Below are 19,318 nucleotides of genomic sequence, written 5' to 3' on the forward strand. Positions count from 1 at the left end.
TTCAGCGTTCAGGTTTCAGCGTTCAGGCGGCAGGGGGTATCAGGCGCCTGCACCCTCGGTCGAACCCGAGCTGCCGGCACGGACATCGTCGAGCTGGTACTTCTGCGCCGCCTCGGCGGCCTTGTCGATCGAGATCTTTCCGGTGTCAGCCAGCGAGATGAGCGCCTGGGTGACCACGGACGGCCCATCGACGAGGTAATAGCGACGTGCTGCCGGACGGGTGTCCGAGATTCCGTAGCCGTCGGTGCCCAACGAGGTGAAGTGACTGGGCACGTACTGACGGATCTGGTCGGGAACTGCGCGCATGTAGTCCGAGGTCGCGATGACTGGTCCCTCGGTCTCAGCCATCTTCTCGGTCACGAAGGGTACGCGCGGTTCGGCCTGTGGATTCTTCAGGCGCTCGTTCTCAGCATCCAGTCCGTCGCGTCGCAGCTCCGTCCACGAGGTCACCGACCACACATCGGCGGAGACGCCCCAGTCCTGGTCGAGCAGCTCCTGAGCCTCGAGAACCCACGGCACACCGACCCCGGACGCCATGAGCTGGACCTTTGGTCCGCCGTTGTCGGGTCCCTTCTTCAACAGGTAGAGACCTTTGAGCACTCCGTCGACGTCGAGGTCTTCCGGCTCGGCCGGCTGGACCATCGGCTCGTTGTACATCGTGATGTAGTAGAGCACGTCGGGGTCGCGCTCGTCGGCGGGGTCGTACATCCGATGGATGCCGTCTTTGACGATATGCGCGATCTCGTAGCTGAAGGCCGGGTCGTAGGAGACCACGGACGGGTAGGTCGAGGCCAGCACATGCGAGTGTCCGTCGCCGTGCTGGAGGCCTTCGGCCACGAGCGTCGTGCGTCCTGCGGTGGCGCCGAGCACGAATCCGCGAGCCATCTGATCGCCGGCGGCCCAGAAGAAGTCGCCGGTGCGTTGGAAGCCGAACATCGAATAGAAGATGTAGAACGGGATCATCGGCTCACCGTGCGTGGCATACGAGGTGCCGACCGCCGTCAGCGCTGCGGTCGCTCCGGCCTCATTGATGCCGACGTGGAGCAGCTGACCGTCCGTGGCTTCCTTGTATGCGAGGAAGAGGTCGCGGTCGACGGAGATGTAGTTCTGCCCGTGCGGGTTGTAGATCTTCGCAGTCGGGAAGAACGAGTCCATGCCGAAGGTGCGAGCCTCATCGGGGATGATCGGCACGATTCGGTGACCGAACTCCTTCTCTCGCATGAGGTCCTTGAGCACGCGCACGAAGCCCATCGTGGTGGCGATCTCCTGTTTGCCCGATCCGCGGCGACCGGCCTGGTAGGCCTTGTCGGAGGGCATCTTGAGATCGATATGGGTGGACCGACGTTCGGGGGAGTAGCCGCCGAGCTCGGCGCGGCGCTCCTGCATGTACTTGATCTCGGGAGCGTCGACTCCCGGGTGGTAGTACGGGGGCAGCTGCGGGTTCTCCTCGAGCTGCTTGTCCGAAATCGGGATCTGGAAGTGGTCACGGGCGAGCTTGAGGTCGTCGACCGTGAGCTTCTTCATCTGGTGCGTGGCGTTGCGGGCCTCGAAGTGAGGGCCGAGCGAGTATCCCTTGACGGTCTTGACGAGGATGACGGTCGGCTGACCGGTGTGCGCCATCGCGGCTTTGTAGGCGGCGAAGACCTTGCGGTAGTCGTGACCGCCGCGTTTGAGGTTCCAGATCTGCTCGTCGCTGTAGTCCTCGACCATCGCCTTCGTCCGCGGGTCCCGGCCGAAGAAGTTGTCGCGCACGAACCCACCGGACTCGCCCTTGTAGGTCTGGTAGTCGCCATCAGGGGTGACGTTCATCAGGTTGACGAGCGCACCGTCGCGGTCCTTGGCCAGAAGCGCGTCCCATTCGCGTCCCCAGACGACCTTGATGACGTTCCAACCGGCACCGCGGAAGTACGACTCGAGCTCCTGCATGATCTTACCGTTGCCGCGGACGGGGCCGTCGAGGCGCTGCAGGTTGCAGTTGATGACGAAGTTGAGGTTGTCGAGCTCTTCGAAGGCGGCGACATGGAGCATGCCGCGGCTCTCGGGCTCGTCGAGCTCACCGTCACCGAGGAAGGCCCAGGTCTGCTGCTGTGAGGTGTCTTTGATTCCGCGGTTGTGCAGGTATTTGTCGAACTGTGCCTGCGCGATCGCGTTCATCGGCCCCAGTCCCATCGACACCGTCGGGTGCTCCCAGAAATCGGGCAGCTGGTGCGGGTGCGGGTAGGAGGGCAGTCCTTGCGGTTTGCCGTCGATGAAGTGCGACTGCTGCTGGCGGAAGCCGTCGAGCTGTTCGGCGCTCATCCGGCCTTCGAGGTAAGCGCGGGCGTACATTCCGGGGGAGGCGTGGCCCTGGTAGAAGATGTGGTCGCCGCCGCCGGGATGGTCTTTGCCGCGGAAGAAGTGGTTGAGTCCGACCTCGTAGAGAGTCGCCGAGGAGGCATAGGTGGAGATATGTCCGCCGACCTCGACACCGGGACGCTGGGCACGGTGGACGAGCATGGCCGCATTCCAGCGGTTCCAGCGGCGGTAGCGGCGTTCGACCTCTTCATCGCCGGGGAACCAGGGTTCGTTCTCCGGGCCGATGGTGTTGACGTAGTCGGTGGCGGTGACGCTGGGCACGCCGATCTGCTTCTGGCGTGAGCGTTCGAGCATGCGCAGCATGACATAGCGTGCTCGAGACCGACCGCCCTCATCGATGAGGCCATCGAGGGAGGCCAGCCATTCAGCGGTCTCCTCCGGGTCGATGTCGGGCACCTGGCTGGGCAGCCCGTTGAGGATGGGTCCGCCCTGATTCCGATTGTCCACGATGTGGTCCTCTCTTCAGCTCCACGATCTTCTTTGGTGTAGAGATCATGTCCATCAGATGGTGTGCGCTCCGCAGGTTGGCTGAGCCCAGGGTCCACCCGATACACCTGTCAGCCTAGTACGGGCAGCCAAACTTAGCGCTCCCGTGAAGTTGTGATCTCTCTGACGAATGTGGCCATCGAGCAGACCCGGTCACAGCCCGGTGCGCTGATTGAGTGTTGTTTGAGTGTGCTTGCCGCGCGTGGACGCGCCGATATTTGCACCTTGACCACTGTTGGCGGAACAATACAGGCATGAGCAACTCCGCTTCTGAAAGGACATCCTCCACTTCGACCCTCGCAAACGAGCTGGGACACAACCTCGGCTTGAAGAAGGGCGACTATGTGCAAGAGGTCGGCTACGACGATGACGTCGATCAGGCACTCTGCGAGGCGATCGAGAACATCATCGGAGACAAGATCGCCGACGGCGAAGAGGATGATGTCTACGACGTGATCCTCATGTGGTGGCGGTCGGACGACGATGACCTCATCGACGGCCTCGTCGACGCCCAGACCACTCTGAAGGAGGGCGGAGTCGTGTGGCTGCTCAGCCCGAAGGCGAACCGCCCGGGGCACATCAGCCCCGCTGACATCTCCGAAGCGGCGCCCACCGCCGGTATGCATGTGACCTCGACGGTCAGTGCCGCCGATGACTGGGCCGGATTCCGGCTCGTGGGCAAGAAGAACTATTCATGATCCTGCGGCCCGGTGACCGGGCCCCGGAGCTCACCCTTCCCGATCATCTCGGATCGGTCATCACCCTCACCGAGGCGGCCCCGCGTGCCGCGCTCGTGCTCGCATTCGTTCCGTTCGCCTTCTCTCCGATCTGCGGAGACGAACTCGCCGCCCTCGACGGGTGGCAGGAGCGTATGCGGCAGGGTTCGCATGCCGTCGACGTCGTCGTCGTTTCCACAGACTCCAAATACACACTGGCCGCGTGGGCTCGGCAGGCAGGCACCGATGTCTCTCTGGTCTCGGACTTCTGGCCTCACGGTGAAGCTGCGCGCGCGTTCGGTGCCTTCGACGAGATCCACGGAGTCGCCGAACGAGCAGTCTTCGTCATCTCACCTGAGGGTACGATCGTGTATGGCAGGCAGGTCGCCCGCACAGAGACTCGAGACTTCTCCGAGGATTTCGCCGCGGCGCGCTCCAGCCTCTGACCATCGAGCCACAACCGAGGTGCCGGTCGACGGCAGCTTCGGAGACTGTTGAGGAGGACATCCTATGGCCACGCTGTTCACGAAGATCATCAACGGGGAGATCCCCGGCACGTTCGTCCACCAGGACGACAAGTGCGTCGCTTTCCTTGATGTCGCTCCGATGACGGAGGGCCATGTCATGGTCGTTCCGCGTGAGGAGATCTCGCATTGGATCGATGCTGATCAGGAGCTGCTCGATCATCTCACCGCCGTGGCGAGGACGATCGGCGAAGCCCAGAAGCGGGCCTTCGACTGCGAGCGCATCGGCCTCCTCATCGTTGGTTACGAGGTGCCCCACCTGCACATCCACGTCCTGCCGACGAATTCGATGGATGATTTCGACATCAGCGACCGCGCCCCGATGCAGACACCGGAACAGCTGGAGGTGCCGGCCGAGAAGATCCGGCAGGCACTCTCCGAGCTGTCCTGAGGCAGTGGAGGACCGAGAGGAGTCGCCTCAGACCCGGTGGGTCTCGAGGTAATGGTCGAGTGAGTCCCTGACCAGTTCGGCTCCGGCGCTCCCACCGTAGTTGGCCGCGAACCGCGGATCGTCGACGTACGTCTGGCCGAGTCCGCGGACATAGCCGGTGAGATCACCGTTCGGGTCGTTGGCTGGAGTGCCCGGCACTGACGTCAGCCATTCGATATGGCGGGCCGCCAGGGCCTGGCACCGGTCCGATTCGGGGCCGGCGCCCGCCTCGGCGGCCGCGATCCAATCCTGGGACAGCGCCTCGACACGGGCCTTCCAGTCCGTCTTCTCCTCAGCACTCAATCCTGACCACCATTCGTCGGAGCGTCGATACGCCTCGGCACCCCACCTTTCGGTCACTTCCTGTTCGTGCTCCCGATGGTCGAAACCATCGAACATCTCTTTCGCCATGAGCGGCTCACCTGCTTTCAATCGTGTGATGGTCGCGGTGACGGCGGCGATCTGCCTGTCGATGCGCTCTCGTTCGCGTCCGAGTGAGAGCACATGATTCTCAAGCGCTGCGATCGGATCCTCGGTGAGATCAAGCACCTCGGCGATCCGAGCCAACGGCAGCCCCAACTCCTTGAGGAGCAGGATGCGCTGCAGACGCACCAGTGCCGCCTCGTCGTAGCAGCGGTAGCCGTTGGCGGCGATGTACGTCGCCGGCAGCAGGCCGATTGCGTCGTAGTGACGCAGAGTTCGGCTCGTCGTTCCCGTCAGCCGTGCTGTCTCCTGAATGGACCAGTCCATGACGAAGACAATAGAGGTTGACGCAGCGTCAAGGTCAAGAGAATGATCCTCAGGCGGCTGCGCTGATGGCGTCGAGGGCGGCGAACAGATCCTGAGCGAGGTCGTCGACGTGTTCGAGGCCGACCGAGATGCGGACCAGGGAGTCCCCGGGTTTCGCAGTCGCGGCGACCGGACGGTGAGTCAGCGAAGCGGGGTGCTGGATGAGGGTGTCGACCCCGCCGAGAGAGACGGCGTGGACGATGAGTGAGCAGTGTTCGACGAAGGTTCCGGCCGCCGAGAAGCCGCCGGCGAGCTCGATCGCGATCATCGCCCCGCCGCCGTCCATCTGCCGACCGATGAGGCCCCGGGGGTCACCGTCGGGCAGGCCCGGGTAGTGCAGTTTCGCGATTTCTGGCCGTGGCCGGAGCCGGCGGGCGAGTTCCGCGGCGGTGTCCTGCGCCGCGCGCATGCGCACGGACAGCGTACGCAGGCCGCGGTGAAGCAGGTAGGCGCCCATCGGGTGCAGCAGCGCGCCCGTGATTGCGCGCACCCGGCGGAGGCGTGCAGCCCACTGTGAGTTCGTCGCGATGATTCCGCCCATGGCGTCGCCATGACCGCCGAGGTACTTCGTGGCACTGTGGAGGACCAGAGCGGCACCGTGGGCGATGGGGCGCTGCAGGACCGGAGTGCAGAAGGTGTTGTCGACGAGCACCGGGACGTTCCCGGCCGCTGCGACCACGGCTGAGATATCGACGAGATCGAGGCTGGGGTTCGCGGGGGTCTCGATGATGACGAGGCCGGTGTCCGACTGGATGGCATCGCCGACTTCGTCCTCAGCGGCCCATGTCACCGTCGTGCCGAGCAGGCCGGATTCGAGGAGATGATCGCTGCCACCGTAGAGCGGACGGACGGCGACGATGTGCGGCGTCCCGGCGTCGACGGCTGCGAGGAGCGCCGCCGTCAGTGCCGCCATTCCGGTGGCGAATGCCACGGCCTCCTCCGCGATCTCCAGATCGGCCAGCGCGGTTTCGAACCGGGAGACACCCGGCTGCCAGAGTCGCTGGTACACCGCCGAGTCCCCGTTGCCGAGCGGCTGTCCCGAGGCGAGGCTCTCATAGGAGTCCCCGCCCGTGCGGATGTCGTTGACCGGGTTGGTGGTGGACAGATCGATGGCCGGAACGTGGACGCCCGCTTCGGTGAGGCCGTCCATTCCGCCGTGAACCATGCGGGTCTCGGGGTGCTGGGAGTTCATAGGGTCATTCAATCCACTTCTCCGAACAGTCGCAATCAGTCGACGATGATCTGCGACGAATCAACGTAGATACGGAGAATCTTCGAACTGCTGTGGGAGACTGTGATCCATGTCGCAGAATGTCTCACTGGATGCCACCGACCTCAGCCTCCTGCGGGAGCTCGACTCCGATGCGCGAGCCTCGGGTGCGGCACTCGCTGCGGCGGTCGGGATCTCCGAGTCGACGGTCTCGCTGAGACTCAAGCGGCTGAAGTCGGTGGGCGTCATCCGCGGCTTCCACCTCGACGTCGATCCCGCGGCCTTGGGAGTCGGGCTGCAGGCGCTCATCTCGATTCGGCTGGCCAAGCACGACCGCACGGAGATCGACGCCTTCACCGCCGCTGCCCCGAATTTTCCCGGCGTCGTGAGGATGTATCACATGGCCGGTGCCGAGGACTATCTGCTGCACATCGTCGCCTCCGACACCGAGGCGGTGCAGTCCTTCGTCCTCGACTACCTCACGCGCTATCCTGCGGTTGCGCACACCCGTACGAATCTCATCTACAGGGTCGAGGGCGGCTCGGCCTGGATCCCTGTGGGGGAGTGACCTGCCGCGGTGTGCGTGGAATCGGCTATCAGGACCGAGCAGTGATCGTCAGCCCCTGCTTGCGCTGATGGACTGAGAAGTAGCGCAGCCCCGCCGCGGCGTCGGCGATGAACCAGCGGCGTGAGCGAGGCGGCAGCCACACGATCTCACCGGGAGTGAGATCGATCGTGCCGGTCTCGGTCTCCAGCTTGCCGGCACCGGCGAGGACGTGGATGAGGACGCCGAGATCGGGGCCCGTGTGTTCACGGATCTCTCCGCCCGGGCCGAGTGCGATGACATTGGCATCGAGGTCACGCTGCTGCGGATCCAGTTGCCAGACGGATCCGGAAGGTGCGGCGCCATCGGCGGAATCAGTGACGTCGGCGACATCGAGAACGACCCGCGGTGTGGGAGTGGTGGCCTGCCTGCTGATGCGCACCCGCACCGCGTCCTCAGTGCTCTCGAGTGGTTCCCAGCCCACCGCATCGGCGTACTCCCGAACCATCTCCACCCGCAGCCCCTCGGGCACATGATCGTTGATGAGGATCAGCCCCTCGCCGACCTCGAGCTGCTCGTAGGCCTTGATGATGCGCGGGTGACGCTCGGGCTTGGGGACGGTGCGGACATCGATGACGACTTCTTCGGCCATTGCGGCTCCTTTGAATTGATCCAAGTGATTCTTGTATAAACTATCACCATGAATTCGATGACCGCAGACCCGTCGGGCCCGACCCGACGGCGAGAATCAGCGGAGCCGCGACATGAGCGCCGCTCGGAGATCCTGCGAACTCTGCGCGAACGGACGAGCGCATCTGCGGCTGAACTGGCCGACCTCCTCGGCGTTCATCCGAACACCGTCCGCTTCCACCTCGGCGTCCTGGAGAGCAGCGGCACGATCGTCCGCGAACGGCAGATGACTCGCACGCCGGGCCGCCCCGAACTCCGCTTCCGACTGCCGCCGACGCGGAACTCCGCGGGGCTTCGCGCCGATCTGCTCGCGCGGATCCTGCTGACCCGCATCGCTGCAGGAGACGATCCGGAGAATGAGGCCGAAGATGCGGGCTGTCAATGGGGCAGTGACGAGGCCGAACGGGCAGCCCGAACGGAATCCGACGCCGTCAGAGGCCTCCTCGAGACGCTCGAATCGTCGGGGTTCGCACCGAGCGTGAAAGACGACGCCGAGATCGACCTGCACAACTGTCCGCTGCGAGAGTTCCTCGACACTCACGGCAGGCTTGTGTGTGCGATCCACAAGGGGATGATGGCCGGCTTCCTTGACGCCGCGCAGGCCCCATACGCAGTCGACTCTCTCGTCCCCTTTGCCACTGCCACGACCTGCCGAGCCCACCTGCGGCGACGATGAGGTCGGCACCGGCCGACGAGGATGAGAATATTCCTGCGTCGCCCAGCCAGTGCACCAACCTGCTGCTTCGCACCACCCAAGAGTAGACCCCAACGGAGGAAAGAGGACCCCGATGACCGACAACCCGAGCGCACAGAATATCGAATCACTGAGCACGGAACTGCTGGAGAAGGCGCGAGGTTCACGCAGCGGCCGCGCGGCGAAAGGCGTCTTCACCGGCACATACCTTCGACAGGCGGTGCTCACGCTGGCCGCGGGCGCAGAACTCGCCGATCATGACTCTCCGCCCGAGGCGACCCTGCAAGTCCTCAAGGGAGATGTGCGTTTGGCTGCGGACGACGAATCCTGGGAGCTGACCGAAGGCGATCTCATTGCGATTCCGCCGCAGCGACACTCGGTGACAGCCTTAAGCGACGCAGCGTTCATGCTGACGATCCGCACGGATGTCGGCGGCGCGTAGTGCAGAGCCGCGGGACGGGCATTTTGAGCGAATCCGCGTTCGGGAGCACCGGGCCCGTGTGAATGCGAGAACGCCCTCCCGAAGGAGGGCGTTTGTCCCGGTGGGCCCAGAGGGACTCGAACCCCCGACCCTCTCGGTGTAAACGAGATGCTCTAGCCAACTGAGCTATAGGCCCCACTGCGCTGACCACGACTTCGCGAGCGCCTGATCAGTATGCCATACCCGAGATGGTCCGCCGAATTCGAGGTGCAGCCGATTGGGACGGTCCTGCCGGTCGGTGCCGCCTACTTCGGTCAAGACGGGGACCGGATGACGGCAAGCATTGCGGCGGCGTTGGCCGCGAAGTTCTCCGCGGCGCCGGCCGGGTCGATGTCGAAGAGTCGGCGGTTCTGTTCGACCGCCACGGCCCCGAGGGTCAGCGTGAGGATGCCCTGCGAGATCTCGGCGCCCAGTCGCTCGCTGCTCAGTGCTTGGGGTGTGACGTCGGCGGCAGCGATCGAATAGCCGAGCAGCACGATCTCGGCACCATCCCGATACTTCAGCAGGACTTCGCGCAGGGACATAGCCGCAGCAAGCGGGTCGGCGGTGACGGGACACGCGGCGTCGACCTCGACTTTGAGGCTTTTTGAGATGAGGACGAGCAGAGACTGCTTGTCCTTGACATGCCAGTAGAGCGCGGACGGCTGAACCTCGAGCTCACGGGCGAGTCGACGCATCGAAAGGTCACCGAGACCGTAGCGCGAAAGGATGTCCAAAGCGGTGTCGGTGATGGTCTCGGCTGTCAGTGCCAATTGAGACGTTCCTTTCATTCTGTGTGAGCGGCCGGTCTCGATTTTTCAGATCGTGTTCCCCTCGCTATAGTAGTTCCTGGTCACGGGATATAGCGCAGCTTGGTAGCGCGCCTCGTTCGGGACGAGGAGGTCGTGGGTTCGAATCCCGCTATCCCGACCAGGGACGAGTGCCGCAACTGAAGTTGCGGCACTCTTCGCATTCACCCGGCCGCATCTCACCCTCGCATTGCCGATTCTCAAACCCCGAGCACCAGGCGTTTGGTCCGGTGTGCCAGGCGGTCAGTGCCCGAGCATCAGGCGGCCAGTTTCCGAGCACCAGGTGTCTCGCCTCCTTCGTGCGAGTCTCCGGCGCACATCGCGTCGCCGATACCACTTTCCGTCCATACCATCATGACGCGAACAGATGTGTGGGACGCCGTGTGATGCGCCCGCGTACGAAATGTGAAGCTCCACGTACGAAATGTGATGCGCCCGCGTACGAAATCTGGTGGAGCCTCGCCGCCATCGCTCGCGGCCAACCGTCTGTGGTGTCTGTGCGCTGTCCGTGCTTCCGGCCCACGCCGCCCGGCCTGAACTGTCCGTGCCCCGGCCCGCGCGGTGCGTGCGCTCGGTCCAGCTGCGGCCGATCGTCAGGCGGGCGAGTCCGGCCTCTCGGGCTTTTCGCTGAAGCCGGTCGCGCTGGGAGCCCTGGCCTCACCCGCGGCGGGAACACCGGTGCGGTGAGGTGCCTCGGCGAGGTTTTCGACCAACGCATCGGGGTCCGTGCCCCGCCACCGGGCGATCGCCTTCATAACCTGGTAGATGATGATCGCCGAGGCGGTGCCCAGGGCGATGCCCTCGAACTGCAGTCCGCCCGGGGTCCAGGTGAAGTTCGCGATGGCGACGATGAGCGAGACCGCAGCGGTGTTGAGATTGATCGGGTTGGAGAAATCGACCTTGTTCTCCACCCAGATCCGTACGCCGAGCAATCCGATCATTCCGTAGAGCACAGTCGCCGCGCCGCCGAGGACGCCGGGTGGGATTGTGGCGATGATCTCGCCGAACTTCGGCAGCATGCTGAGGATGAGCGCGATGATCGCCGCGCACAGGTAGGCGGCGGTGGAGAAGATGCGAGTGGCGGCCATGACGCCGATGTTTTCTGCGTAGGTCGTCGTTCCGGAACCGCCGCCGGAACCGGCCAGGATCGTGGAGAAGCCGTCGGCGAAGAGAGTACGGCCGGTCAGTCGGTCGAGGTCGCGGCCGGTCATCGCGGCGACCGACTTCACGTGGCCGATGTTCTCCGCGATGAGGACGAGGACGACGGGCAGGAAGAGCCCGAGGTAGCCGAGGTCGAAGGCCGGAGCGTGGAAAGCGGGCAGCCCCACCCAGCCGGCTTCAGCGACTGTGGAGAAGTCAAGCTCGCCCTGCAGCCATGCGGCGCCGTACCCGATGAGGACGCCGATGAGGATCGAGAGCCTGCCGAGCATCCCACGGAAGAGCACCGTGGCCAGCAGAATTGCGACGATCGTGATCACCGCCGTCAGGGGCGCTGCCTTGACCCAGTCCCATGCGGCAGGGGCCAGATTGAGACCGATCAGTGCCACGATGGCGCCGGTGACAACGGGCGGCATGGTCACTTCGATCCACCGCACGCCGGCGAAATGGACGACGAGGCCGACCAGGGCAAGGGTCACTCCCACGGAGATGATTCCGCCCTGAGCCAGAGCCATGGCGTGCGGTTCGAGTTCCTCGCCGGCGGTTGCCGAGAACCCCGTGACGGCACCGATCGGAGCGAGCAGCCCGAACGAGGACCCGAGGTAGGAGGGCATCATGCCCTTCGTGATGAGCAGGAACAGCAGCGTTCCGATGGCGGTGAAGAACAGCGTCGTCGACGGCGGGAACCCGGTGAGCAGCGGGACGAGGAACGTTGCTCCGAACATCGCCACGACGTGCTGAGCGCCGATGCTGATAGTCCGAGGCCAACTCAGACGCTCTTCGGGAAGCACCTTCTCACCGGGAGCGATCGTCCGTCCGTCCCCGTGCAGACGCCAAGCGCTGCGACGGCCCGGTAGGTCCCGGGCGTCCGTCTGTGCCGAATCCGCCATTGTGCTCCTCATTCCGTTCTTCCCAGTGTCGAACCGATGACCGCGGTCGGACATAGGCCGGGCCATCGGATGAATACTATGCTCCAGTTCGCTGCTGCGCCGACTCAGTCAGTGAAGCAGAGCCGCTGGCGCTGCTGTTGGGACTCAGGACTCCCGCAGGCTGCGTTTGAGGATCTTCCCTGCCGAGTTCTTCGGCAGCTCAGCCACAAGCTCCACCCGTTTAGGCACCTTGAAGCCGGCCAGACGACTCTTCACGTGCGCGATGACGTCCTCGGCCGACAGCGGAGGTTGGCCGTCCTTGAGGACGACGAATGCCGAGATCGCCTCGATCCACTTCTCGTCGGCGATTCCGACCACGGCCACCTCGGCGACCTGGGGGAGTTCGAAGATCGCATCCTCCACCTGACGACTGGCTACCAGAACACCACCGGTGTTGATCACGTCTTTGACCCGGTCGACGACCTCGATGAATCCGCCTTCATCGACCTTGACGAGGTCTCCGGAATGGAACCAGCCGTCCTCGAACGCTTCTGCGGTCGCCTCCGGACGATTCCAATAGCCTTCGCACAGCTGTGGGGAGCGATAGAGGATCTCTCCCTCTTCACCGGGTCCGACATCGTTTCCGCTGGAATCGACGACGCGGGTTTCGACGAACATGACCGGGCGACCGGCCGAGCCGGGATGATCGTCATGCTCCTCGGGGCGCAGAACCGAGCACAGAGGACCGAGTTCGGACTGGCCGAAGCAGTTGTAGAAGCCCAGCTGAGGCAGCCGAGTGCGCAGGCGGTCGAGGATCGGTCCGGGCATGATCGATGCTCCGTAATAGGCTTTGCGCAGGCTGTCGAGATTGCGGGTCTCGAGGTCGGGACTGTTGGCCAGGGCCACCCAGACGGTGGGTGCTGCGAAGAACGAATTGATCGTGCGTTCTTCGAAGATGGCCAGCAGCTGCTCGGGAACCGGGCCAGGAACGATGATGTTGTGCGCCCCGATCGACAGCAGAGGCATCAGGAAGACGTGCATCTGGGCCGAATGGTAGAGGGGGAGTGCGTGGACGGCACGGTCTGTCGCTGAGAAGTCGAGTGACATCAGCGATGACAGGTACTCGTGCAGGAGGGCGCGATGAGTCATCACCGCTCCCTTCGGCGCCGAGGTGGTGCCGGAGGTGTAGAGCAGCTGTGCCACATCTGTGTCGTCGACGGAGAACTCTGCGGTCCCGGCGGGTGCGATCGAATCCGAAGTGGCGACCGGGACAAGGGTCGCGAAGTTAATCACCTGCGCACCCGCCCCAGTCGGAGTGGAGGTGACAGCGGGCATGAGGTCGGCATCGGCGAAGACGACTTCGGCACCGGAGTTGTTGAGGATGTAGTCGAGTTCGTCGTTCTTCAGCTGATAGTTGACCGGCACATGGATGAACCCGGCGCGGGCGCATCCGAGGTACAGAAGGACGAAGAGGTCGGAGTTCTTCCCATAGGCGGCGACCCTGTCGCCTTTCGCCACGCCGAGGCGGATGAGTTCGCGGGCCACCGCGGTCACGGCAGAGTCGAGTTCTGCATAGGTCCAGGTCCGCTCGGCGAACTCAATGGCCGTGTCGGTGGGGAAGCGGCCGGCACTGCGGCGGACGAGATCGGAGACCGTTGATGAATTTCTGATGATGGGTGGCTCGGCGGAGATGCGTGTAGTTGTCATGGCTCAAATATATGAGTGAAATCACGTTCGCCGAAAGCTGTCCGCCGATCTCTGCTGCGCCCTCGGCATGTTCCCAGGTGTCATCACGCAGGCCATGATCCTCGGCCACGATGTAATAGTGTGGGGGCATGAGACATCCGAAGGTGAGCGACTGCGTTGAGATCTTCGACTCGCTGTGGCCGCCGGCCCTGGCCGGGTCCTGGGACTCCGTGGGATTGGCCGTCGGTGACCCCGACGCTGAGGTCCGATCGATCCTCTTGGCACTCGACCCGATGGACGCTGTGATCGCCGAGGCGGTCGTCCTGGACGCGGATCTGGTCTTCAACCATCATCCGCTCATGCTCAAACCCGTGAAGTCGGTGAACGCCGCAACGCTGAAGGGCGGGGCCGTGCACACGCTCATCAGCAACGACATTGCGCTGTTCAATGCGCACACAAACGCCGATTCGGCCCGCGGCGGCGTCTCCGATGTGCTCATCTCACTCATGGGCATCAAGGATGCGCAGCCCTTGGCCGACCACAGCACTGCTGGCGGATCGGGCACCGACTCCCTGCCGACGGGGATCGGTCGCGTCGGTGACCTCGATCAGCCGACTCCTGTCCGGGACTTGGCCAGACGGTTGGCCGATCATCTGCCGCGCACCACGACCGGGGTGCGCATCGCAGGGGACCCGGCAGCGACAGTGACCCGTGTGGCGGTCTGCGGCGGTGCCGGTGACTCGCTCTTCGAGGAGGTCCGAGCCAGCGGTGCCGATGTGTATGTGACCGCCGACCTGCGCCACCACCCGGCCACGGAGGCGCTTGACACCGCGAATCGCCGGGAGAGTGGGCTCTCACTCATCGACGTCTCCCACTGGGCGTCGGAGACGGTCTGGCTCACCGCAGCGGCCGAAGCCCTCGACGCCGAATTCGCCGCACGTGGGTTCAGCGTCTCGCTGCAGCACTCGGCGGTCAACACCGACCCGTGGGTCGAACGGTACTGACGAGGAGACGGACGATGCTCATCACCGACAGCCAGAGAACAGCACTGCAGACCCTCATCGAGCTCACCGCCAACGGACGTGCTCTGCGATATGAACTCGACAACCCGAAGCGGGCCGAGGAGCTGCAGGAGCTCATCTCCCGCCATAAGGAGCTCGGAGAGGAGCGGACCGCAGCCGTCGCGGTCGTCGAGAGCCACCAGCAGGCCATCAACGAGGCGAGCGAACTCATCGATGCACAGCGGACGAAGATAGAGAAGAAGACCGTCGAGCTCAACGACGGCACCGGCCTGACGAGCAGGGACATGGTGAATCTGCAGGAGGAGATCGCCGGACACGAAACTCGGGTCTCCGAACTCGAGGAGTCACAGCTGGAGGAGATGGAAGGCCTCGAAGGCGCCGAAGCCGAACTCTCGGCAGTCGATGACCGGATCGCCGAAGTCACGGCCTCCGGCAAAGAGGTGCAGACCGCGGTGAAGGAGCGGAAGGCCGAACTGCATGGACTCATCGCCGACAACGAAACCGCTGCGGCAGGGCCGCGCAGCGAAGTGCCGCAGCAGCTGCTGACAGCATTCGACGCCAATGTCCGGCAGGGCGGTCCTGGAGCAGCGCTGCTCAACGGGCCGAACTGTCAGGCGTGCGGTCAGGAGATCGGTGGCGCCGCATGGCATGGGATGCTCGGCGCCGATGTCAACGAAACCTATGAATGCGAGGAGTGCGAAGCGGTCCTGCTGCGCCGCAGCTGAATTCGATTCAGCCGACCTCGTCGGTCCCGAAAAGCGGGTCAGCCACGGAGGACGATCATGAGGTTCGCTGGTTTCGACTTCGTCGGTGCGGTGAATTCGACCTCGTAGGACTCTTCGGCCCGAGCCATGAGTTCATCGACAGTCCCCGGCAGCGGACGGCCATCGGAGAGCAGCCGACCGGCGAACTCACCCCGGTAGAACTTCGCCCAATGGGAGACGACACGTCGTTTTCCTTCGCTGACGGACACGGCGCCCATGGTGACGATCTGTTCGTGGGGGCCCGGCCACACGGAGCGGTAATCGCTCGAACGGCAGTCGAGCGCCACCTCGGCGGGGTCGAGGGGACACGACTTCGCCAGAACCGGCTTCCAAAACGACGTCAGTTTGCCCAGAGTCCCCAGATCGGTCTTCATCGCCAATCGATAAGCGGGGATCTCATCGAGTCCGTGCACGCGACCGAACAGGGCAGAGAAGACCTGGACGTCGCGGAGGCGCTCGCGCAGACTGTCATCTCCGTCCGCCTTGGCCACCAGGTCACCTGCGTCCATTGCCTCGTAGAGGACTCCGGAATAGGTGAGCAGAGCAGGAGCACAGGGTATCTCATCGAGCACCGTGTTCCGTTCGACGTCCTCGGTCAGCGACGCCCCGACGCCGAGCTTCTCGAGGGCATCTCGACGCTTCGAGACCTTCTTCAGTGCGGACATGACCTGCTTGCGTTTCGGGGTGAGTTCCGGAGCCGAGAGACTGTCGAGGTCGAGCGTGGGGCCGGTTGTCGACGGAGTCTTGCCCTCGGAAGGCGGCAGCAGGATCTTCACCCTCCCATCGTATGATCATGCACTGATCGGGCTCGGACCGGGTGCGGATGAGGTTCATCACGTTCGCTTCGACAGCATCTCCGTGCATCGCGGCACCGCGGAGCGACTACAATGGGATGCTTGAGGACAGGTCACCAGACGGTCGCGGCCGATTTCGGCTGAGGAACGTCCGGGCTCCACAGAGCAGGGATGGTGGGTAACTCCCACCCGGGGCGACCCGCGGGCCAGTGCAACAGAAAGCAGACCGCCCAGTTCTGACTGGGTAAGGGTGAAACGGTGGTGTAAGAGACCACCAGAGCGGCGGGTGACCGTCGCTGCTGGGTAAACCCCATCCGGAGCAAGATCAGACAGACGGCGTTCGAGGCTGCTCGCCGAGTCGTCGGGTGGATTGCTTGAGGCCGGTGGCAACATCGGTCCCAGATAGATGACCGTCAGGCGAGAAGGGCGACCGACTCGTCGACAGAACCCGGCTTATCGGTGGCCTGTCCTCACTCTCGGTTTCATGCCCTCTGAACATACGTCGACCACTCAGGACTGACTGCGGTCCGTCAGGAGGTGCTGCGACGGACCTTCGCCTTTCCGCCGTTGACCGCGATCATCCCCGCGCCGACGATGCCGGCGTTGTTGTACAGCTTGGCCGGTTTGAGTTTCGCTCGCGTCTTGATGAGCGGCAGGAACTGGTCATGGGACTTCGAGACTCCGCCGCCGACGATGATGATGTCCGGGGCGACGAGCAGTTCGATCATCGAATAGTACTGCTGCAGCCTGGCAGCCCATTCGGGATAGGTCAGGCCCAGTCGTGTCCTGACCGATTCCGCTGCCTGAGTCTCGGCGTCGGCGCCATTCATCTCGATATGACCGAGCTCGGTGTAGGGAACCAGCCGGCCCTGAGTGAACAGGGCGGTTCCGATTCCCGTGCCCAGCGTCGTCAGCAGCACCGTCTTCTTCCGGTGTCTGCGACCGGCGCCGAAGATCATCTCGGCCAGGCCGGCCGCATCCGCATCGTTGAGGAAGTACACCGTGCGGCCTGTGCTCTGCGCGATGACCGCGGCGATGGGCGAACCGATCCAACTCTGGTCGAGGTTCGCCGTGTATTCGACACGTCCCTCGCGAATGACGCCGGGAAAGCCACAGCCGACGGGCAGAGAGTCGAGATCGCCGCGGTCGGAGACGAGGTCGAGCTCGAGGGCCCGCTCGCTGAGCGCATCCAGCAGCGTGGCGATCGTCGCGGCTACCGCCTCAGGGGTGCTCGGCTTCGGCGTGAGTTCACGCAGCCGCTTGAACGGCAGCCTGCCCGTGACCGTATCGACGAGAGCTGCTTTGATCCCGGTTCCTCCGATGTCGATGCCGATCGCAAAACGTGGGGAGGTCTCCGCGCTCATCTCAATTCCCCTCGTGTGCAGGTCCCGCGGCGATCGCGGAGTCGGCATCGGGCAGAGTCAGAATATCGGCACCGGTCTCGGTCACAACCAGAGTGTGTTCGAACTGGGCAGAGCGTCTGCGGTCCTTCGTCACCACGGTCCAGGCGTCATCCCAGATGTCCCAGTCGATCGTGCCCAGGTTGAGCATCGGCTCGATCGTGAAGATCATTCCCAGTTCGATCGCCTCGGCGTGGGCGGGGGCCGCGTCATAGTGGGGGATGATGAGGCCGGAATGGAACTCACGGCCGACACCGTGGCCGCTGTAGTCGCGCACAACTCCGTAGTCGAAGCGCTTCGCATATTTCTCGATCACTCGTCCGATGACGTTGATCTGACGGCCGGGTCTGACCGCCTTGATTCCGCGCATCATCGCCTCATAGGTGCGTTCGACGAGCAGGCGTGACTCCTCGTCGACCTCGCCGGCGGTGAACGTATAGTTCGTATCGCCGTGCATGCCGCGGTAGTAGGCGGTGATGTCGACATTGACGATGTCGCCGTCTTCGATGACGGTCGAATCGGGAATCCCGTGGCAGATCACCTCGTTGACGGAGGTGCACACGGATTTCGGGAATCCGCGATAGCCCAGCGTCGAGGGGTATGCTCCGTGATCGCACATGAACTCATGTGCCACCTGATCGATGTCATCGGTCGTGATGCCGGGGACGATCATCTCGCCGACGGCAGCCAGAGCATTGGCAGCGATCCGACCGGCGGCCCGGACGACCTCGATCTCCTCGGGGCTGTAGATATTGTTTCCACGGCCCTCATCGGCGTCGGCGCGTCCGACGTATTCGGGGCGGGGGATGTCCTTCGGCACACTGCGTTCGGGCGAGATGGTGCCGGGCGTGAGCAGGCGAGTGTGAACAGTCATGATGGTGTCGATCTTATGCTGGAAACTCGGCTTTGTCCCGCCGCCTGCTCGCCTGTCGATGCCGCGGCGCGGGTGCAGTGGAGTCTAGAATCGGAAGCAGCCGTGCCAAGGAGACGGGAGGCAGATTGAGCGAGGACACGACATCGGAAGGCCACGAGTTCGCCGGACTGAGCGAAGTGGTGAGCCTGACGAGCGCGCCGCAGCAGATCGCCGACCACATCCTCTCCGGAATCGCGGTCGGAGCACTGCCGGAAGGTACTCTGCTCCCGGGCGAACGCACCTTGGCTGCAGATCTGCAGGTATCTCGTTCGAGCGTTCGGGCAGCTCTGCTTCGACTTGAACGGCTCGGAGTCGTCGAACGCAGGCGTGGGCGTGGGGGAGGCACGTTCGTCAAGACCGCCCGCCCCGAGGCGCTGGCCCCCATGGCCGGCAGAATCGACGAATTCCATGCCGAACGTCGGAATCTTCTCGACGCGCGCGCTGTCTTCCAGAATTCCCTGGCTGCGACCGCAGCACGCAGACGCACCGAGGTGGAATTGAGCGAACTCCGTGAGTTGGCCGAAGTCTATTCCCAACGCGCCGAGGCGGCCGCCGCCCGCACTGCGGACGCGCAGTTCCATTTCGCCATCGCTCGCGCCGGTCACAACCCGGAACTCGTGCGCATGGCCATCGATCTCGATACGAAGATCAACGCCGGCTTCCGTCACGACCCGTTCTCCGCGGAGCTCTTCGACCACGCCGTGGACGACCACGCCGCGATCGTCGAGGCCATCGCAGCCGGTGACGCGGTGGAGGCCGGAAGACTGTGTGAGGAGCACTTCAGGTACACCACCATCGTCACACGGGACTGAGTCTCGGACGGGGCCCCCACTGTGACGAACCCCCAACTACCCGACGGCGGCTTAACAACCTCGCGCTGGACTGGTCCCGGAAAGTTGGACTGCTTGGGTCAGCATAGTTGATAGACATGCTCACCATCCTTGGCGGTCTTGGTCCGATACTCCATCGGGGCAAGACCGCCAAGTCGTGATGAGGATCGTTCGT

The 19,318-nt window shown here is 64.1% G+C and carries 19 protein-coding genes, 2 tRNA genes and 1 other RNA gene; 11 read left to right on the plus strand and 11 right to left on the minus strand.

Going from position 1 to position 19,318, the window contains the following annotated elements:
• Positions 1-39: 39 nt before the first annotated feature.
• A complete protein-coding gene (aceE, locus tag EB835_RS09440; RefSeq protein WP_135809205.1) occupies positions 40-2,802 on the minus strand; it encodes a pyruvate dehydrogenase (acetyl-transferring), homodimeric type in 2,763 nt (920 codons plus the stop codon).
• Positions 2,803-3,095: 293 nt separating this feature from the next.
• Here aceE and EB835_RS09445 point away from each other — a divergent pair, with 293 nt between their 5' ends.
• The 3 genes from EB835_RS09445 (at position 3,096) to EB835_RS09455 (ending at position 4,472) form a co-directional block, all read left to right on the plus strand.
• Complete coding sequence (locus EB835_RS09445) at positions 3,096-3,539, plus strand: DUF3052 domain-containing protein (protein ID WP_135809206.1); 444 nt, start codon at positions 3,096-3,098, stop codon at positions 3,537-3,539.
• Entirely contained in the window at positions 3,536-4,003 is a 468-nt protein-coding gene (locus tag EB835_RS09450; protein WP_135809207.1) for a redoxin domain-containing protein, read from the plus strand. Before EB835_RS09445 ends, EB835_RS09450 begins: the two co-directional genes overlap by 4 nt.
• A 64-nt stretch (positions 4,004-4,067) precedes the next feature.
• A complete protein-coding gene (locus EB835_RS09455) occupies positions 4,068-4,472 on the plus strand; it encodes an HIT family protein (protein WP_135809208.1) in 405 nt (134 codons plus the stop codon).
• A gap of 27 nt (positions 4,473-4,499) precedes the next feature.
• On the opposite strand, the gene EB835_RS09460 is transcribed toward EB835_RS09455, so the two are convergent.
• Together EB835_RS09460 and EB835_RS09465 are read right to left on the minus strand one after the other, a co-directional pair.
• On the minus strand, positions 4,500-5,261 hold the full coding sequence (locus tag EB835_RS09460) for a MerR family transcriptional regulator (RefSeq protein WP_135809209.1): 762 nt from the start codon (positions 5,259-5,261) through the stop codon (positions 4,500-4,502).
• 49 nt (positions 5,262-5,310) lie between these two features.
• A complete protein-coding gene (locus EB835_RS09465) occupies positions 5,311-6,492 on the minus strand; it encodes a trans-sulfuration enzyme family protein (RefSeq protein ID WP_135809210.1) in 1,182 nt (393 codons plus the stop codon).
• Positions 6,493-6,601: 109 nt separating this feature from the next.
• On the opposite strand from EB835_RS09465, the gene EB835_RS09470 reads away from it, so the two are divergent.
• A complete protein-coding gene (locus EB835_RS09470) occupies positions 6,602-7,078 on the plus strand; it encodes an Lrp/AsnC family transcriptional regulator (RefSeq protein WP_135809211.1) in 477 nt (158 codons plus the stop codon).
• A 28-nt stretch (positions 7,079-7,106) separates the two neighbouring features.
• On the opposite strand, the gene EB835_RS09475 is transcribed toward EB835_RS09470, so the two are convergent.
• Positions 7,107-7,706, minus strand: a complete 600-nt coding sequence (locus EB835_RS09475; RefSeq protein ID WP_135809212.1) for a DUF2249 domain-containing protein — start codon at positions 7,704-7,706, stop codon at positions 7,107-7,109.
• 48 nt (positions 7,707-7,754) lie between these two features.
• Here EB835_RS09475 and EB835_RS09480 point away from each other — a divergent pair, with 48 nt between their 5' ends.
• Both EB835_RS09480 and EB835_RS09485 read left to right on the plus strand, forming a co-directional pair.
• Positions 7,755-8,420, plus strand: a complete 666-nt coding sequence (locus EB835_RS09480; RefSeq protein ID WP_135809213.1) for a helix-turn-helix transcriptional regulator — start codon at positions 7,755-7,757, stop codon at positions 8,418-8,420.
• A gap of 112 nt (positions 8,421-8,532) precedes the next feature.
• Positions 8,533-8,880 carry a cupin domain-containing protein gene (locus tag EB835_RS09485; protein WP_135809214.1) on the plus strand — a complete coding sequence of 116 codons (348 nt, stop codon included), beginning with the start codon at positions 8,533-8,535 and terminating at the stop codon, positions 8,878-8,880.
• A 101-nt stretch (positions 8,881-8,981) separates the two neighbouring features.
• Here EB835_RS09485 and EB835_RS09490 read toward each other — a convergent pair.
• Both EB835_RS09490 and EB835_RS09495 read right to left on the minus strand, forming a co-directional pair.
• Positions 8,982-9,055, minus strand: a tRNA-Val gene (locus tag EB835_RS09490).
• A gap of 118 nt (positions 9,056-9,173) precedes the next feature.
• Entirely contained in the window at positions 9,174-9,671 is a 498-nt protein-coding gene (locus EB835_RS09495; RefSeq protein WP_135809215.1) for a TetR family transcriptional regulator, read from the minus strand.
• 83 nt (positions 9,672-9,754) lie between these two features.
• Here EB835_RS09495 and EB835_RS09500 point away from each other — a divergent pair.
• Positions 9,755-9,831 (plus strand) — tRNA-Pro (locus tag EB835_RS09500).
• A gap of 469 nt (positions 9,832-10,300) precedes the next feature.
• On the opposite strand, the gene EB835_RS09505 is transcribed toward EB835_RS09500, so the two are convergent.
• Together EB835_RS09505 and EB835_RS09510 are read right to left on the minus strand one after the other, a co-directional pair.
• Complete coding sequence (locus tag EB835_RS09505; RefSeq protein ID WP_135809216.1) at positions 10,301-11,755, minus strand: uracil-xanthine permease family protein; 1,455 nt, start codon at positions 11,753-11,755, stop codon at positions 10,301-10,303.
• A gap of 144 nt (positions 11,756-11,899) precedes the next feature.
• Positions 11,900-13,441, minus strand: coding sequence for a fatty acyl-CoA synthetase (locus EB835_RS09510; RefSeq protein ID WP_135809217.1), 1,542 nt, complete (start codon positions 13,439-13,441; stop codon positions 11,900-11,902).
• A gap of 128 nt (positions 13,442-13,569) precedes the next feature.
• On the opposite strand from EB835_RS09510, the gene EB835_RS09515 reads away from it, so the two are divergent.
• The gene (locus EB835_RS09515; protein ID WP_135809218.1) at positions 13,570-14,424 is read left to right on the plus strand and encodes a Nif3-like dinuclear metal center hexameric protein; all 855 of its coding nucleotides are present in this window, start codon (positions 13,570-13,572) and stop codon (positions 14,422-14,424) included.
• A gap of 14 nt (positions 14,425-14,438) precedes the next feature.
• Positions 14,439-15,167 carry a zinc ribbon domain-containing protein gene (locus EB835_RS09520; RefSeq protein ID WP_135809219.1) on the plus strand — a complete coding sequence of 243 codons (729 nt, stop codon included), beginning with the start codon at positions 14,439-14,441 and terminating at the stop codon, positions 15,165-15,167.
• Between the two features lie 38 nt (positions 15,168-15,205).
• Here EB835_RS09520 and yaaA read toward each other — a convergent pair whose 3' ends face one another.
• Positions 15,206-15,982 (minus strand): YaaA family protein, encoded by a 777-nt coding sequence (gene yaaA / locus EB835_RS09525; protein ID WP_135809220.1) that lies wholly within the window; start codon positions 15,980-15,982, stop codon positions 15,206-15,208.
• 126 nt (positions 15,983-16,108) lie between these two features.
• On the opposite strand from yaaA, the gene rnpB reads away from it, so the two are divergent.
• An RNA gene (rnpB, locus tag EB835_RS09530) (RNase P RNA component class A) lies at positions 16,109-16,472 on the plus strand.
• Between the two features lie 58 nt (positions 16,473-16,530).
• On the opposite strand, the gene ppgK is transcribed toward rnpB, so the two are convergent.
• On the minus strand, positions 16,531-17,364 hold the full coding sequence (ppgK, locus tag EB835_RS09535) for a polyphosphate--glucose phosphotransferase (RefSeq protein ID WP_135809221.1): 834 nt from the start codon (positions 17,362-17,364) through the stop codon (positions 16,531-16,533).
• Between the two features lies 1 nt (position 17,365).
• A complete protein-coding gene (gene map / locus EB835_RS09540) occupies positions 17,366-18,274 on the minus strand; it encodes a type I methionyl aminopeptidase (protein ID WP_135809222.1) in 909 nt (302 codons plus the stop codon).
• A gap of 125 nt (positions 18,275-18,399) precedes the next feature.
• Between map and EB835_RS09545 the strand changes: the two genes are divergently transcribed.
• The gene (locus tag EB835_RS09545; RefSeq protein ID WP_135809223.1) at positions 18,400-19,125 is read left to right on the plus strand and encodes a FadR/GntR family transcriptional regulator; all 726 of its coding nucleotides are present in this window, start codon (positions 18,400-18,402) and stop codon (positions 19,123-19,125) included.
• Positions 19,126-19,318: the final 193 nt, after the last annotated feature.

Source organism: Brevibacterium sp. S22 (assembly GCF_004745485.1).
In the GTDB taxonomy this organism is placed as follows: Bacteria; Actinomycetota; Actinomycetes; order Actinomycetales; family Brevibacteriaceae; genus Brevibacterium.